We start from the raw sequence: 12638 nt of genomic DNA on the forward strand, positions 1-12638 counted from the left end.
TCTCCTCTTCTTCCAAACGAGTCCTGATCCATGTCTGTTGTGTCCCGCCGTTCCCTGCTCCTGAGTATGGCCGCCGCTGCCGCCACACCGGCTTTTTCCTACCCCGACAAGCCGGTCGAGTGGGTCGTGCCCTACCCGGCCGGCGGTGGTGCCGATGTGGTGGCCCGCAGCCTGGCCGAGGCCATGGGCAAGACCCTGGGCCAGACCCTCATCATCAATAACAAGCCCGGCGCGGCCACCAATATCGGCGCGGACTATGTGGCCAAGTCCAAGGCGGATGGCCAGGTGCTGCTGACCGCCGACACTGCCACCCTGGCGGCCAATCCCTGGCTGTACAGCAAGCTACCCTACAAGGCCGAGCAAGACCTGGCCCCGGTGGGCCTGGTGGCACGTTTTCCGATGCTGCTGGTCGTCAACGCCGCTGTGCCGGTGAAGAACTACAAGGAGTTCCTGGCCTGGGCCAAGACCCAGGACGGGCTCAACTATGCGACCCCCGGTGCCGGCAGTCCCCATCATCTGGCCACCGAACTGCTGCGTGACCGTACCAAGCTGAGTTTGACCCATATTCCCTACCGCGGTGCGGCGCCGGCGGTGCAGGATGTGATCGGAGGCCAGGTGCCTTTCATGTTCGTCGACACCGCGGCCGGCTATCCGCACATCCTCTCGGGCAAGCTGCGCGCGCTGGCCGTGGCCAGCCCGGCCCGCATCAAGACCTTTGCCGAGGTGCCGACATTTGCCGAGCAGGGCCTGCCCGGTTTCGAGGCCTATGCCTGGCAGGGCCTGGTCGTTCCGACCGGCACGCCGGCCCCGGTGATCGCGACGCTGAACAAGTCGCTGCAGGATGCGCTCGCCAGCACCGCCGTGAAGGCGCGCTTCCAAACCTTGGGCCTGGAGGCGCTGGGCGGCACGCCCGAGCAGATGCGCGCCTACTGGAAGCAGGAGCTGGCCAAATGGGGGCAAGTGATCAAGGCCGCCAACATCAAACTGGACTGATGCGCAGATGAGCGAACTCAAGTACCAATCGGGCTTCGGCAACGAGCACGCCAGCGAGGCCCTCGCTGGCAGCCTGCCGATCGGGCGCAACAGCCCGCAGCAGGTGGCTCACGGCCTCTATGCCGAGCTGATCTCGGGCACGGCCTTCACCGCGGCGCGCGCCGAGAACTTGAGGACCTGGATGTACCGGCGCCAGCCCTCGGTAGTGATCGGCGGCTATGCGCCGCTGGACCATGCCTGGCTGAAGACGGGCGCAGCCCAGGGGCAAGTCGTGCCGCCCGATCCGCTGCGCTGGGCGCCCACGCCTGTTCCCCAGGCGCCGACCGATTTCATCGAGGGTCTGCGCACCCTGGTCGTCAACGGCGATCCCGATGCCCAGGTTGGCATGGCCGCCCATCTGTATCTGGCCAATCGCTCGATGGGCCGGCGCGCCTTCGTCAATGCCGACGGCGAGTTGCTGATCGTGCCGCAGCAGGGCGGCCTGAGCATCCGCACCGAGTTGGGCCGGCTGGCGGTGCAGCCCGGCGAGATCGCGTTGATCCCGCGCGGCCTGGCCTTCAAGGTCGAGGTGGACGGGCCCTCGCGCGGCTATGTCTGCGAGAACTATGGCGCGGCGCTGCGCCTGCCCGAGCTGGGACCCATCGGCTCGAACGGGCTGGCCAATCCGCGCGACTTTCTGGCGCCCGTCGCAGCCTTTGAGGACGAGGTCGGCCAGGGTTCAAGCGATTACGAGATCGTCAAGAAGTTTGGCGGCCGGCTGTGGTCCGCACGCCAGGACCATACGCCGTTCAACGTCGTCGCCTGGCATGGCAATCTGGCGCCGTATAAGTACGACACGGCCCACTTCATGACCATAGGCTCGATCAGCTTTGATCATCCGGACCCCAGCATCTTCACGGTGCTGACCTCGCCCTCTGACACCGCGGGCTGGGCCAATTTGGACTTCGTGATATTTCCGCCGCGCTGGATGGTGGCCGAGGACACCTTCCGTCCGCCCTGGTATCACCGCAACGTGATGAGCGAGTTCATGGGTCTGGTGACCGGTCAGTACGACGCCAAGCCTGGCGGCTTCAAGCCGGGCGGGTCCAGCCTGCACAATGCGATGGTGCCGCACGGGCCCGACACCGAGGCCTTCGCCAAGGCCAGCGGCGCGGATCTGAAACCGCACAAACTGGACAACACCCTTGCCTTTATGTTTGAGACCCGCTGGCGTCTACTGCCGACCGAGTTCGCCATGAAGGGCGGTGCGCTGGACGACGGCTATGCCGACTGCTGGCGCGATCTCAAAGACAACTTTCCCGCACAAGCATGAGCTCCATTGACCACACCCATGACGCCGCCGCCCAGAGCTGGGTGGCCTGTGCCAACGTCGCCGACAGCGAATTCCCGATCCAGAACCTGCCCTATGGCCTGTTCCGCCGTGCCGGCACGAACGAGAGCGCACGCGTCGGCGTCGCGATCGGCGATCAGATCCTCGACCTGAGGCTTGCTGCCAGCGCCGGGCGCTGGAGCAGCGCGGTTCAGGTGCTGCTGCAGCCGCTGGCCGAGGGCGATCTGAACGCCTTCATGGCCCAGCCTGCCGATAAGCGCCGGCTGCTGCGCCATGCCTTGTTCGACGTGCTGGCCGCCGACAGCAAGCAGCAGGCCGCGCTGACGCCCTGCCTGCTGGCACAAAGCGCCGCGCAGATGGCCGTGCCCTGCCGCATCGGCGACTACACCGACTTCTACACCGGCATCCACCATGCGACCACGGTGGGCAAGCTGTTCCGTCCGGACAACCCGCTGCTGCCCAACTACAAGTGGGTCCCTATCGGCTATCACGGCCGCAGCTCCTCGATCGGTGTCTCGGGCCAGCAGGTTCGCCGCCCGCTAGGCCAGTTGATGCCGCCGGGCGCCACCGTGCCGCAGCGCGCGCCCTGCAAACGGCTGGACTACGAGCTGGAACTGGGCGTGTTCGTCGCCGGTGGCAATCTGCTGGGCGAGCCTATTGCCATCGAGCAGGCCGACGCGCATCTATTCGGCCTGACCTTGCTCAACGACTGGTCGGCCCGCGATATGCAGGCCTGGGAATACCAGCCGCTGGGCCCCTTCCTGGCCAAGAACTTCGCGACCACGATCTCGCCCTGGATTGTCACCATGGAGGCGCTGGAGCCATTCCGCTGCGCCTTTGCCCATCCGGCAGAGGATCCGCAGCCGCTACCCTACCTGGATTCGGCGAAGAACCGCGCCGAGGGCGGCTATGCGATCGAGCTGGAGGTCTGGCTGCAGACCGCGCAGATGCGCGCGGCCGGTCAGGCACCGACCCGACTGATGCGCTCCAATTTCGGGCAGTCGGCCTACTGGACCCTGGCCCAGATGCTGACGCATCACGCCAGCAATGGCTGCAATCTGCAGCCCGGCGATCTGCTGGGTACCGGCACGCAGAGCGGGCCGCTGGCCGAGGAGGGCGGCTCGCTATTGGAGCTGTCGCAGGGCGGCAAGCAGGCCCTGACTCTGGCCAACGGCGAGACGCGCACTTTCTTGCAGGACGGCGACACCCTGATCCTGCGCGGCTACGCGCACAAGGACGGGGCACGCCGCATCGGCTTCGGCGACTGCGCGGCCACCGTGCTGCCGGCGCTGACCCCTTGAGTTACTCGGTAACCTGTACGCCCTTCCAGAACGCGACCCGGCCGGCGACCATCTCGGCGCCCGGCTTGGGGTCGGGGTAGTACCAAACCGCATCGGGATTGAGCTCGCCCTTGACCATCAGCGACAGATAGCTGGCCTGGCCCTTCCATGAGCACATGGTCTTGTGATTACTGAAGCTGGTGTACTCGCGCTTGAGCGCGCTGTCGGGGAAGTAGTGGTTGCCTTCGACAACCACGGTGTCATCGCTCTCGGCGATCACGGTGTCGTTCCAGATTGCTTTCATCGTCCGTCCATCCTTTGCTCAGTCGGGAGCTTGCAGCCAGTGCAGACTGAACCAGTCGCGCTCATCGGTCCAGACTGTAGCGGCTTTGAACCCGGCCCTGCCGGCCAGGGCCTGGAAGCCCTCGATGCTGAATTTGTAGGAGTTCTCGGTGTGCAGTGTTTCGCCGGCCTCGAACTCGTAGACGCGATGCTCCAGCCGCAACTGCTGGCGGCGGCGGCTTTGCAGATGCATCTCGATGCGCTGTAGCGGCGCGTTGTAGAAGGCGCTGTGCGCAAATCCATCGGGATCGATGTGTGCGCCCAGTTCCTGGCGCGCGCGGGCCAGAATGTTGAGATTGAAGGCGGCGGTCACGCCGGCCGCATCGTTGTAGGCCGCATGCAGCAGGGCAGGTTCCTTGATCAGATCCACCCCGATCAGCAGCGCGCCGCCGCGCAGCTGCTGGGCGGCCATGCGAAGAAAGTCCAGCGCCTGCTCGGGCGCGAAATTGCCGATGCTTGAACCCGGAAAAAAGCCGATGCGCCGCCCGAGCGCCGGACGCGCTGGCAGGTCATGCGGCCTGGTGAAGTCGGCGATGACCGGCTGCAGTGCCAGCGCCGGGAACTCGGCCTGCAGCGTGCGGCAGGCCCCAAGCAAATGCGGGCCCGAAATGTCCACCGGCACAAAGCTGTGGGGCGCGATCAGGTGTGCCAGCAGCAAGCGCACCTTGCGCAAGGCGCCGGCGCCATACTCGACCAACTGGGCGCCGGGCCCGATCAGCGTCGCCATCTCGGGAGCGTGGCGCTGCAGCAGGGCCAGCTCGGTGCGGGTCGGGTAGTACTCGGGCAGCTCGCAGATGCGCTCAAACAAGGCCGAGCCGACCTCGTCGTAGAAGTATTTGGGCGAGATTGTGCGCGGGCGCTGGCGCAGCGCGCGGTGCAGGTCGGGGGCAAAGCCCTCGTCGTCGGGGACCAGTTGCAGCAGTGGCTTCATTGCGGGGCTCCTTGTTGGGACTCACGCGCCAGGCGCAGGCCGCTGAACTGCCAGCGCGCGGCCGGCGGAAAGAAATTGCGGTAGGTCGCCCTGGCATGGCCGGGCGGCGTCGCCAGGCTGGCACCGCGCAGCACCAGCTGACCCACCATGAACTTGCCGTTGTACTCGGCCGCTGGCCCGGCCAGCGGCCTGAAGCCGGGGTAAGGGTGGTAGGCCGAGCGGGTCCACTGCCAGGCACAGTCATACAGCTGCACCAGTCCGGGCAGGGCGGTGGCTGCCGCCTCCCACTCGAACTCGCTGGGCAGTCGTGCCCCCGCCCAGTCCGCATAGGCGGCGGCCTCGTAAAAGCTCAGCTGCAGCACCGGCGCCGCCGGGTCCATGGCCCGGGCGCCGCCGAGACCGAAAACGCGGCCGTCGGTCAGCCAGTAGGCCGGCGCCTGCCAGTCCAGGGCGCGGGCCAGCGCCCAGCCGTCCGACAGCCAGAGCTCGGACCGGCGGTAGCCGCCATCGGCAATGAAGTCGGCAAACTCGCCGCAAGTCACCAGCCGGTTGGCGATCTCGAAGGGTTGCAGCAGGACCTGATGGCGCGGGCCTTCGTTGTCAAAGCAGAAGCCTGTGCCCGAGTGGCCGATCCCGACCACGCCGCCCGGATGGCTCAGCCATTGCAGCGCCGGCCCGGGCGGCAGCGCCGGCAGGTTTGGCATTTGGCCGTAGGCGGGCCACAGCGGATTGCAGGAGAAGGCATGCAGGATATCGGTCAGCAGCAGTTCCTGGTGCTGTTGCTCATGCTGCAGGCCCAGCGCCAGAACGGGCTCGCCGCGGGCCCAGCTGTCCGCGTCGCAGTGGGCGATCCAGTCCAGCACAGCCGCATCCACATGGGCTCGATAGGCGCGCACCTCGTCCAGCCCGGGCCGGCTCAGCAGCCCCCGCTGCGGGCGAGGGTGGCGCGGGCCCAGGGCCTCGTAATAGGAGTTGAAGAGGTAGAGGAACTGCTCGTTGAAGAGCCGGTAGCCGGGCTGCAGCGGCTTGAGCAGCAGGGCCTCGAAGAACCATGTGGTGTGGGCCTGGTGCCATTTGGCCGGGCTGGCATCGGGCATCGATTGCAGCGCCTGGTCCTCGGCGCTCAGCGGCGCGGCCAGCGCCAGCGTGTGGGCGCGTACGGCCGCGTAGCGTTGGGCGAGGTGCTGGGCTTGGTGCTGGCGGGAACTTGCTGCGGGCATCAGTGACTCCCTGTCGCGGTCTTCGCAGCGTAGCGCATCACGCCGCCTGAATCTGTCAGCAGCCGTACCGGTCGGCCCACAGGGCTAATCTCGATGGCGATGCGGTTCGCTGGGCATACGATAGGGTCTCATAACAAACATTTGCGGAGACAAGCGTGAGTGGAAAACAGATGCCCCGAACCGCGCTGCGCGCCCTGCTGGCATTGGCCGGCGCCCTGGGTGCCTCACTGGCGCTGGCGCAAGAGGTGACCCTGAAGGTTCATCACTTCTGGCCGCCCGGTGCGATGCCGCCCAGCAAGATCCTGCAGCCCTGGTGTGACAAGATCGCGGCGGACTCGGGTAACAAATTGAAATGCCAGATCTTCCCGGCCATGCAGCTGGGCGGCACGCCGGCCCAGCTGATCGACCAGGCCAAGGACGGTGTCGTCGACATTGCCTTTACCTTGCCCGGTTACACGGCCGGCCGTTTCCCCATCATGGAGGTGTTCGAACTGCCCTTCATGAACAACTCTGCCGAGGCCGGGGCGCGCGCCGCTTGGGACTTCTATGGCAAGTACGGCACGAAGGAGTTCCCGGGCATCAAGCCGCTGATGTTCAGCATCCATGACGAGGGCTATCTGCACAGCCGCGACAAGCCCATCAAGACGCTGGCCGACCTCAAGGGCATGAAGCTGCGCGCGCCGACCCGCCAGACCAACAAGCTGCTGGCCTCGCTGGGCGCTACGCCGGTGGGCATGCCGTTGCCGGCGGTGGCCGACGCGGTCAGCAAAGGCACGATCGACGGTTTCGCGCTGCCCTGGGAGGTGATCCCCTCGGTCAAGCTGCACGAGATGGTCAAGTACCACACCGAGACCGATGCCTCGCGCCCGGCGCTGTATTCGGCGCTTTTCATCCTCGCGATGAACCAGGCCAAGTACGACAGCTTGCCGGCCGATCTGAAGGCCGTGATTGACCGCAACAGCGGCGCGGCGCTGTCGCAGCAGGCTGGCAAGACCTGGGACGAGAGCCAGGCGGTGGGTCGCAAGCCGGCGGTGGAGCGCGGCAACACCTTCTACAAAGTGCCGGCAGCCGAGGTGGACCTGTGGATCAAGGCCAGCCTTCCGCTGTATGACGACTGGGTGGCCGATATGGACAAGCGCGGCCTTCCCGGCAGGCCGATGCTGAAGGACGCGCAGGACTTGCTGGCCAAGTACAAGAAGTGAGTTTGATGGGGGTCTTGCGGCGGCTGGCCCTGTGGAGCGCGCTGGCCGGCTGCTTGTGCGCCTGCCTAGTGGCGCTGCTGACGGTGGCCAGCATCGTCGGCCGATCCTGGCTGTCGCGGCCGATTCCCGGTGATGTCGAGTTGAGCCAGTTCGGCATCGCGCTGTGCATCGCGCTGTGCCTGCCCTGGTGCCAGCTTCAACGGGCCAACATCATCGTCGACTTCTTCACGCAACAGCTTGGCCCGCGCTCGCGCGGTCTGCTGGACGGCATCGGCGCACTGCTGCTGGCGCTGATGGTGGGCCTGCTGGCTTGGCGCACTGGCGTCGGCGCGCTGGCTGTGCGCGAGGCCGGCGAGACCACGATGATTTTGGATCTGCCGATGTGGATCAGCTATGCGGTGCTGGGGCCGGGTCTTGCGCTGACCGCGCTGATCGCACTGGTGCAGATGACTCAGGACCTGCTGGGCATGAAGGGGGCAGGCTCATGAGCGCGGCGACGGGCCGTCCCGGGCAAGTTCGCTCCCGCTTGACCGCACAGGCCGCAGGCCGCAGGGTGCGCCGATGAGCGGCGCCGGTCTGGGCGCCAGCATCTTCGCCGCGATGCTGCTGCTGATGGCGCTGCGGGTGCCGATTGCGGCTGCCATGTTCATCCCGGGCGCCGTCGGCTATGCGCTGATGACCAGCGATATGGCCTTGCTGAACACGCTCAAGGGCAGCGCGGTGGCCAGGCTCTCGGTCTATGACCTGTCGGTGATTCCGCTATTTTTGCTGATGGGCCAGTTCGCGACTCAAGGGGGATTGAGCCGGGCGCTCTTCAAGGCGGCGGCGGCCTTTGTCGGCCATGTTCGCGGCGGCCTGGGCATGGCGGCCATCCTGTCGGCGGCGGCCTTCGGTGCGGTTTGCGGCTCGGCCGTAGCCACCTCGGCGACCATCACCCAGGTGGCCTATGGCCAGATGAAGGCCCACGGCTATGCCGGCCGGCTCTCGACCGCCGCGCTGGCCACCGGCGGCACGCTGGGCATCCTGATTCCGCCCTCGGTGCCCCTGGTGGTCTATGCCATCCTGACCGAGCAGAACATCGCCAAGCTGTTTGCCGCCGCCACACTGCCGGGGCTGCTGGCGGCGCTGGGCTACATCGTCGTGATCTGGCTTTACTGCCGGGCCCGGCCCGAGCTGGCCACGCCCAGCGAGCCGTTGCCCTGGAGCGAGCGCTGGCAGGCGCTGTGGGGCGTCTGGCCCATCGTCGTGATCTTCGGCCTGGTGTTCGGCGGCATCTATGGCGGGGTGTTCTCGCCGACCGAGGGCGCGGCGGTTGGTGCGGCCGCGACCTTGCTGCTGGGTCTGCTCAAGCGCGAGCTGGGCTGGGCCGGCATCAAACGCAGCTTTTTGGGTACGGCCGAGACCACGGCGATGGTCTTCATGATCTTTCTGGGCGCCGACATGATGAACGCGGCACTGGCGCTGACCCAGATGCCTGCCCACCTGGCGGCCTGGGTCGGACAGCAAGACGTGGCCCCGCTGCTGATCGTCGCCGGCGTGCTGTGCTTCTACATCGTCCTGGGCTGCGTGATGGACGAGCTGTCGATGCTGCTGCTAACGATTCCAGTGATCTTTCCAACCATCATGGGGCTGGATCTGTGGGGGCTGAGTGCCGAGCACAAGGCGATCTGGTTCGGCGTCCTGGTGCTGACGACCGTGGGCATCGGCCTGCTGGCGCCACCGGTGGGTCTGAACGTCTATGTGGTCAACAGCCTGGCGCGTGAGGTGCCGATGAGCGAGACCTACAAGGGCGTGCTGCCCTTCCTGGCCTGGGACGGGCTGCGCCTGGCCTTGCTGCTGTTTTTCCCGGCGATCACATTGGCGCTGGTGAAAATGTTGTAGCGGGCGCTGCATTTCAACAAGCCGTCATGTGGGCCGTCTAAGCTGAGTAATTAGCAGCACGCCCGGCCACCCATGTCAGCCCAGTCCTCGGACGATTTCTACGGATCAACCCTGCTGAACCAAGCGCAGGTGCTGGCCCTGGTGCGCACGACCGAGGCTGCGCTGAGTCTGCGTCATGGCGCCCAGTTCTTTGTCTGGACCCAGGGCAGCCTGCAGCAGTTGCTGCCACATCAATTGCTGCTATGCGGCGCCTACCAGCGCAGCCATCGCGAGCTCGGCTTCGAGCTCTTCAACAGCAAGCCGCTGCCGGCCGCGCTGGCCACTTTGCTGAGCAGCCGTGGCGCTGCCTTGCCGGCTCAACTGCAGTCACTGTGGCTGAGCGGCGGCTGCAGGCCGCTGCGTGTACAGCTGCCGGCTGACAGCGGCGAGCCGGTGTGCGGCCTGCTGCGCCAGGCCGGCTATGGCGAATTGCTGGTGCACGGCGTGTCGCGACCGCAGCGCCCCAGCGAGATCGAGAGTTTCTTCGTGCTGGCGCGCCAAGATGGCGGCTACAGCGAACACCAGCAGGTGCTGCTGCAACTGCTGATGCCGCATCTGCACAGCAGCTGGTTGCGTGTCCGGGCCGAGGTGCCGGAGCCCGCTGCCGGGCCGCAAGCGGGCGTGAGCCTGACCCAGCGGGAGCTGGAGGTGCTGGAAGGCTTGCGTCGGGGCCTGAGCAACCACGATATCGGCCGCAGCCTGGACATCAGCGCGCTGACCGTGAAGAACCATGTGCAGCGCATTCTGCGCAAGCTCGGCGCGAGCAATCGCGCCCATGCCGTGGCGCTGGCACTCAAGCCCTGGGATGGCGGTGTCCAAGCCCGTTGATGCAGCGATTGGCCGCGCCGTGCTCGCCTAGCCTGCGCGTCAGCAGGGGCGCATCGACGCCTCGCTGAGCGTCATCGTGAGGGAGTGCCGGATGTTGAGAACGAGGAGGCTGCTGCTGTTGCGCCTTGGCCTGCTGTGCATGGCCATGCTGGCAAGGCCGGTGGTGGCCGAGCCCACCATCACCTGGAACCTGTCCGACTGGCCGCCGTTTCATCTGCTGCCCGGCGGCCAGGCGCCGGCGACGGCCGAGCAGCTCGGCGAGGGGCTGATGGACGGTTTTCTGCGCCTGGTGCTGCGACAGCTGCCGCAGTACCGGCACCGCTTCGTCGTTCTCAACGGCCCGCGTGCCGAGGTCGAGCGCAAGGCCGGCCTGCAGCTGTGCTCGCCGACCTCGATGCGCACGTCCGAGCGGCTGGCGCAGCGCCTGTTCACCCCGGCCCTGCTGGCCGGCCAGCTGCAGTTGGTGCTGCGACGCGACCGGCTGCAGGAGATTGCGCAGGGGCGCAGCAGCATCTCTCTGCGCGAACTCTCGTCGCGCGCCGAGCTGCACGGACTGGTGATGAGCCAGCGCCACTACGGCGCCGATCTGGCACCCTGGCTGAAGCCTGCACCGGACGGCAATGTGCAGTCCATGGTGGCGCCGCGCGCGGGCAGTCTGCTGACCATGCTCAGCGCCGGCCGCATGGACTACACGCTGGAATACCCGATGGTGGTCGGCTATCACCAACGGGGCCGGCCAGCCGAGCTGGTGAGCCTGCCGATCGAGGAGCTCGGCGAGTCGCCGGTCGGCTATTTCTCCTGCAACCGCAGCGACTGGGGCAGGGCGGTGATCACGGACATCGACCGCGCGCTGCGTGCGGTGGCGGCGCGGCCCGAGCAGGTCTTGCCGCTGTACCGGCGCTGGCTCAACGAGGAGCAGTACGCCCGGGCTGCGCCGGAGCTCAAACGCTTTCTGGCGCATCGCGCCCGCAGCGGGCCGAGCATCGAGTAGTCGGCATCGCGCTCAGCGGCGCCGCGCCAGGGCTTGTGCCGACGCGGCCAGTGCCAACCCGACAGCCAGGCCCAGTGCATCGGCCAGCACGTCGCGCCAATCGGCCGAGCGCGGCGGCAGCTGCGATTGCAGCAGCTCGATCAGCACACCATAGCCCAGCAGACCCAGCGGGCCCCACACCCAGCGAGTCCGCGCGGCGCCAGCGCCCATAAAGCCACAAAAGCCCAGCGCAGCGAACGCCAGCAGGTGATTGAGCTTGTCCCAGCCGCTGTCCAGTTTCGGTGGCGGGGCGGAGGACAAGGCCAGATAGCTGATCACCAGCAGCAGTACGGCCAGCACGATGTGCCAGGCCCTGCGGTGGTGCGGCGCGGTCAGCCAGGCTGCCAAGGCTTGGGACAAGATCAGTGCTCCATGAACAAAAAAGCCACCCCCTCTCGGGAGTGGCTTCTTGCGCTTTTTCTGCGCTTTCTTGCATTTATTTGGTGCCGGAGAGATGAATCGAACACCCGACCTTCTCATTACGAATGAGCTGCTCTACCGACTGAGCTACACCGGCTATCAAGCCCGCGATTCTAGCAGGAACTATTTTGTCGAATCAAGATGGTATGCCGTGACTCGCTCGACTTCGTTCTTCGAGCCCAAAACGACAGCCACCCGCTCATGCAGCTTGCCCGGCTGCAGCTCCATGATGCGCTGGCGCGCATTGGTGGCCGCGCCACCGGCCTGCTCGACCAAGAAGGCCATGGGATTGGCCTCGTACATCAGGCGCAGCTTGCCGGCCTTGCCAGGCTCGCGCTTGTCCCAGGGGTAGAGGAAGACCCCGCCGCGCGTCAGGATGCGATGCACATCGGCCACCATGGAGGCGATCCAGCGCATATTGAAGTCCTTGCCGCGCGGTCCGGTGGTGCCTGCCAGGCATTCGTCGATGTAGCGTGTCACCGGGGCGTCCCAGTGGCGCATATTCGACATATTGATCGCGAACTCCTTGGTGTCCTCGGGGATCTTGATGTCGTCGGCGGTCAGCACCCAGGAGCCTTGCTCGCGGTCCAGCGTGAACATCGCGACACCATCGCCCACCGTCAGCACCAGCGTGGTTTGCGGGCCGTAGACGCAGTAGCCAGCGGCGACCTGGGCCGTACCGGGCTGCAGAAAATCGTCCTCGCTGACGCCCTTGCTGCCTTCGGGCTTGGTCAGCACCGAGAAGATCGTACCGATCGAGACGTTGACGTCGATATTGGACGAGCCGTCCAGCGGGTCGAACATCAGCAGGTACTCGCCTTGCGGAAAGCGGTTGGGCACGACGTAGATGCCCTCCATCTCCTCGCTGGCCATGGCCGCGAGATGGCCACCCCATTCATTGGCCTCAATCAGCACCTCGTTGGCGATGATGTCGAGCTTCTTCTGCACCTCTCCCTGCACGTTCTCCGAGCCGGCCGTGCCCAGCACATCGCCGAGCGCGCCCTTGTTGACGCTGATGGCGATGCGCTTGCACGCGCGTGCCACCACCTCGATCAGCAGGCGCAGCTCCTGCGGGATGTGGCCGTGCTGGCGCTGTTGTTCGATCAGGTACTGGGTCAGGCTGATGCGACGGGTCATGGGGT

Annotated in this window: 13 protein-coding genes and 1 tRNA gene; 8 read left to right on the forward strand and 6 right to left on the reverse strand. The window is 66.5% G+C overall.

Annotated features, from left to right (window positions below):
- The first annotated feature begins 30 nt into the window (after nucleotides 1-30).
- From OOZ63_RS04805 to fahA, 3 genes are read left to right on the forward strand one after another with little or no spacing between them, the layout of a single operon-like run.
- On the forward strand, nucleotides 31-993 hold the full coding sequence (locus OOZ63_RS04805) for a Bug family tripartite tricarboxylate transporter substrate binding protein (RefSeq protein WP_266004234.1): 963 nt from the start codon (nucleotides 31-33) through the stop codon (nucleotides 991-993).
- Nucleotides 994-1000: 7 nt separating this feature from the next.
- Nucleotides 1001-2305 carry a homogentisate 1,2-dioxygenase gene (gene hmgA, locus OOZ63_RS04810; RefSeq protein ID WP_266004235.1) on the forward strand — a complete coding sequence of 435 codons (1305 nt, stop codon included), beginning with the start codon at nucleotides 1001-1003 and terminating at the stop codon, nucleotides 2303-2305.
- Nucleotides 2302-3624, forward strand: coding sequence for a fumarylacetoacetase (gene fahA / locus OOZ63_RS04815; protein ID WP_266004236.1), 1323 nt, complete (start codon nucleotides 2302-2304; stop codon nucleotides 3622-3624). Before hmgA ends, fahA begins: the two co-directional genes overlap by 4 nt.
- 1 nt (nucleotide 3625) lies before the next feature.
- On the opposite strand, the gene OOZ63_RS04820 is transcribed toward fahA, so the two are convergent.
- From OOZ63_RS04820 to egtB, 3 genes are read right to left on the reverse strand one after another with little or no spacing between them, the layout of a single operon-like run.
- Nucleotides 3626-3907: a DUF427 domain-containing protein gene (locus OOZ63_RS04820; RefSeq protein ID WP_266004238.1), complete on the reverse strand. Its 282-nt coding sequence runs from the start codon at nucleotides 3905-3907 to the stop codon at nucleotides 3626-3628.
- An 18-nt stretch (nucleotides 3908-3925) separates the two neighbouring features.
- Nucleotides 3926-4876: an L-histidine N(alpha)-methyltransferase gene (gene egtD, locus OOZ63_RS04825; protein ID WP_266004239.1), complete on the reverse strand. Its 951-nt coding sequence runs from the start codon at nucleotides 4874-4876 to the stop codon at nucleotides 3926-3928.
- Nucleotides 4873-6096 (reverse strand): ergothioneine biosynthesis protein EgtB, encoded by a 1224-nt coding sequence (egtB, locus tag OOZ63_RS04830; protein WP_266004240.1) that lies wholly within the window; start codon nucleotides 6094-6096, stop codon nucleotides 4873-4875. Before egtB ends, egtD begins: the two co-directional genes overlap by 4 nt.
- A 170-nt stretch (nucleotides 6097-6266) precedes the next feature.
- Between egtB and OOZ63_RS04835 the strand changes: the two genes are divergently transcribed.
- The 5 genes from OOZ63_RS04835 to OOZ63_RS04855 all read left to right on the forward strand — a co-directional run bounded on the left by OOZ63_RS04835 (nucleotide 6267) and on the right by OOZ63_RS04855 (nucleotide 11037).
- The gene (locus OOZ63_RS04835; RefSeq protein WP_266004241.1) at nucleotides 6267-7298 is read left to right on the forward strand and encodes a TRAP transporter substrate-binding protein; all 1032 of its coding nucleotides are present in this window, start codon (nucleotides 6267-6269) and stop codon (nucleotides 7296-7298) included.
- A gap of 5 nt (nucleotides 7299-7303) precedes the next feature.
- Complete coding sequence (locus OOZ63_RS04840) at nucleotides 7304-7786, forward strand: TRAP transporter small permease (protein ID WP_266004242.1); 483 nt, start codon at nucleotides 7304-7306, stop codon at nucleotides 7784-7786.
- Nucleotides 7787-7859: 73 nt separating this feature from the next.
- Nucleotides 7860-9179: a TRAP transporter large permease gene (locus tag OOZ63_RS04845; RefSeq protein ID WP_266004244.1), complete on the forward strand. Its 1320-nt coding sequence runs from the start codon at nucleotides 7860-7862 to the stop codon at nucleotides 9177-9179.
- 72 nt (nucleotides 9180-9251) lie between these two features.
- The gene (locus OOZ63_RS04850) at nucleotides 9252-10046 is read left to right on the forward strand and encodes a helix-turn-helix transcriptional regulator (RefSeq protein ID WP_266004246.1); all 795 of its coding nucleotides are present in this window, start codon (nucleotides 9252-9254) and stop codon (nucleotides 10044-10046) included.
- A gap of 91 nt (nucleotides 10047-10137) precedes the next feature.
- Nucleotides 10138-11037 (forward strand): TIGR02285 family protein, encoded by a 900-nt coding sequence (locus OOZ63_RS04855; RefSeq protein ID WP_266004247.1) that lies wholly within the window; start codon nucleotides 10138-10140, stop codon nucleotides 11035-11037.
- A 12-nt stretch (nucleotides 11038-11049) separates the two neighbouring features.
- Here OOZ63_RS04855 and OOZ63_RS04860 read toward each other — a convergent pair whose 3' ends face one another.
- From OOZ63_RS04860 to OOZ63_RS04870, 3 genes are all read right to left on the reverse strand, one after another.
- The gene (locus OOZ63_RS04860; RefSeq protein ID WP_266004249.1) at nucleotides 11050-11436 is read right to left on the reverse strand and encodes a VanZ family protein; all 387 of its coding nucleotides are present in this window, start codon (nucleotides 11434-11436) and stop codon (nucleotides 11050-11052) included.
- Between the two features lie 81 nt (nucleotides 11437-11517).
- A tRNA-Thr gene (locus OOZ63_RS04865) sits at nucleotides 11518-11593 on the reverse strand.
- A 26-nt stretch (nucleotides 11594-11619) separates the two neighbouring features.
- A complete protein-coding gene (locus OOZ63_RS04870; RefSeq protein WP_266004251.1) occupies nucleotides 11620-12633 on the reverse strand; it encodes a class 1 fructose-bisphosphatase in 1014 nt (337 codons plus the stop codon).
- Nucleotides 12634-12638: the final 5 nt, after the last annotated feature.

The sequence above is a fragment of the Paucibacter sp. PLA-PC-4 genome (assembly GCF_026241155.1).
Classification (GTDB): domain Bacteria; phylum Pseudomonadota; class Gammaproteobacteria; order Burkholderiales; family Burkholderiaceae_C; genus Roseateles_E.

What these genes read in the sequence shown, in the direction of transcription:
- OOZ63_RS04805 (WP_266004234.1), top strand. Translation starts at nt 31, where the DNA reads ATGTCTGTTGTGTCCCGCCGTTCCCTGCTCCTGAGTATGGCCGCCGCT.
- hmgA (WP_266004235.1), top strand. Translation starts at nt 1,001, where the DNA reads ATGAGCGAACTCAAGTACCAATCGGGCTTCGGCAACGAGCACGCCAGC.
- fahA (WP_266004236.1), top strand. Translation starts at nt 2,302, where the DNA reads ATGAGCTCCATTGACCACACCCATGACGCCGCCGCCCAGAGCTGGGTG.
- OOZ63_RS04820 (WP_266004238.1), bottom strand. Translation starts at nt 3,907, where the DNA reads ATGAAAGCAATCTGGAACGACACCGTGATCGCCGAGAGCGATGACACC.
- egtD (WP_266004239.1), bottom strand. Translation starts at nt 4,876, where the DNA reads ATGAAGCCACTGCTGCAACTGGTCCCCGACGACGAGGGCTTTGCCCCC.
- egtB (WP_266004240.1), bottom strand. Translation starts at nt 6,096, where the DNA reads ATGCCCGCAGCAAGTTCCCGCCAGCACCAAGCCCAGCACCTCGCCCAA.
- OOZ63_RS04835 (WP_266004241.1), top strand. Translation starts at nt 6,267, where the DNA reads ATGCCCCGAACCGCGCTGCGCGCCCTGCTGGCATTGGCCGGCGCCCTG.
- OOZ63_RS04840 (WP_266004242.1), top strand. Translation starts at nt 7,304, where the DNA reads ATGGGGGTCTTGCGGCGGCTGGCCCTGTGGAGCGCGCTGGCCGGCTGC.
- OOZ63_RS04845 (WP_266004244.1), top strand. Translation starts at nt 7,860, where the DNA reads ATGAGCGGCGCCGGTCTGGGCGCCAGCATCTTCGCCGCGATGCTGCTG.
- OOZ63_RS04850 (WP_266004246.1), top strand. Translation starts at nt 9,252, where the DNA reads ATGTCAGCCCAGTCCTCGGACGATTTCTACGGATCAACCCTGCTGAAC.
- OOZ63_RS04855 (WP_266004247.1), top strand. Translation starts at nt 10,138, where the DNA reads ATGTTGAGAACGAGGAGGCTGCTGCTGTTGCGCCTTGGCCTGCTGTGC.
- OOZ63_RS04870 (WP_266004251.1), bottom strand. Translation starts at nt 12,633, where the DNA reads ATGACCCGTCGCATCAGCCTGACCCAGTACCTGATCGAACAACAGCGC.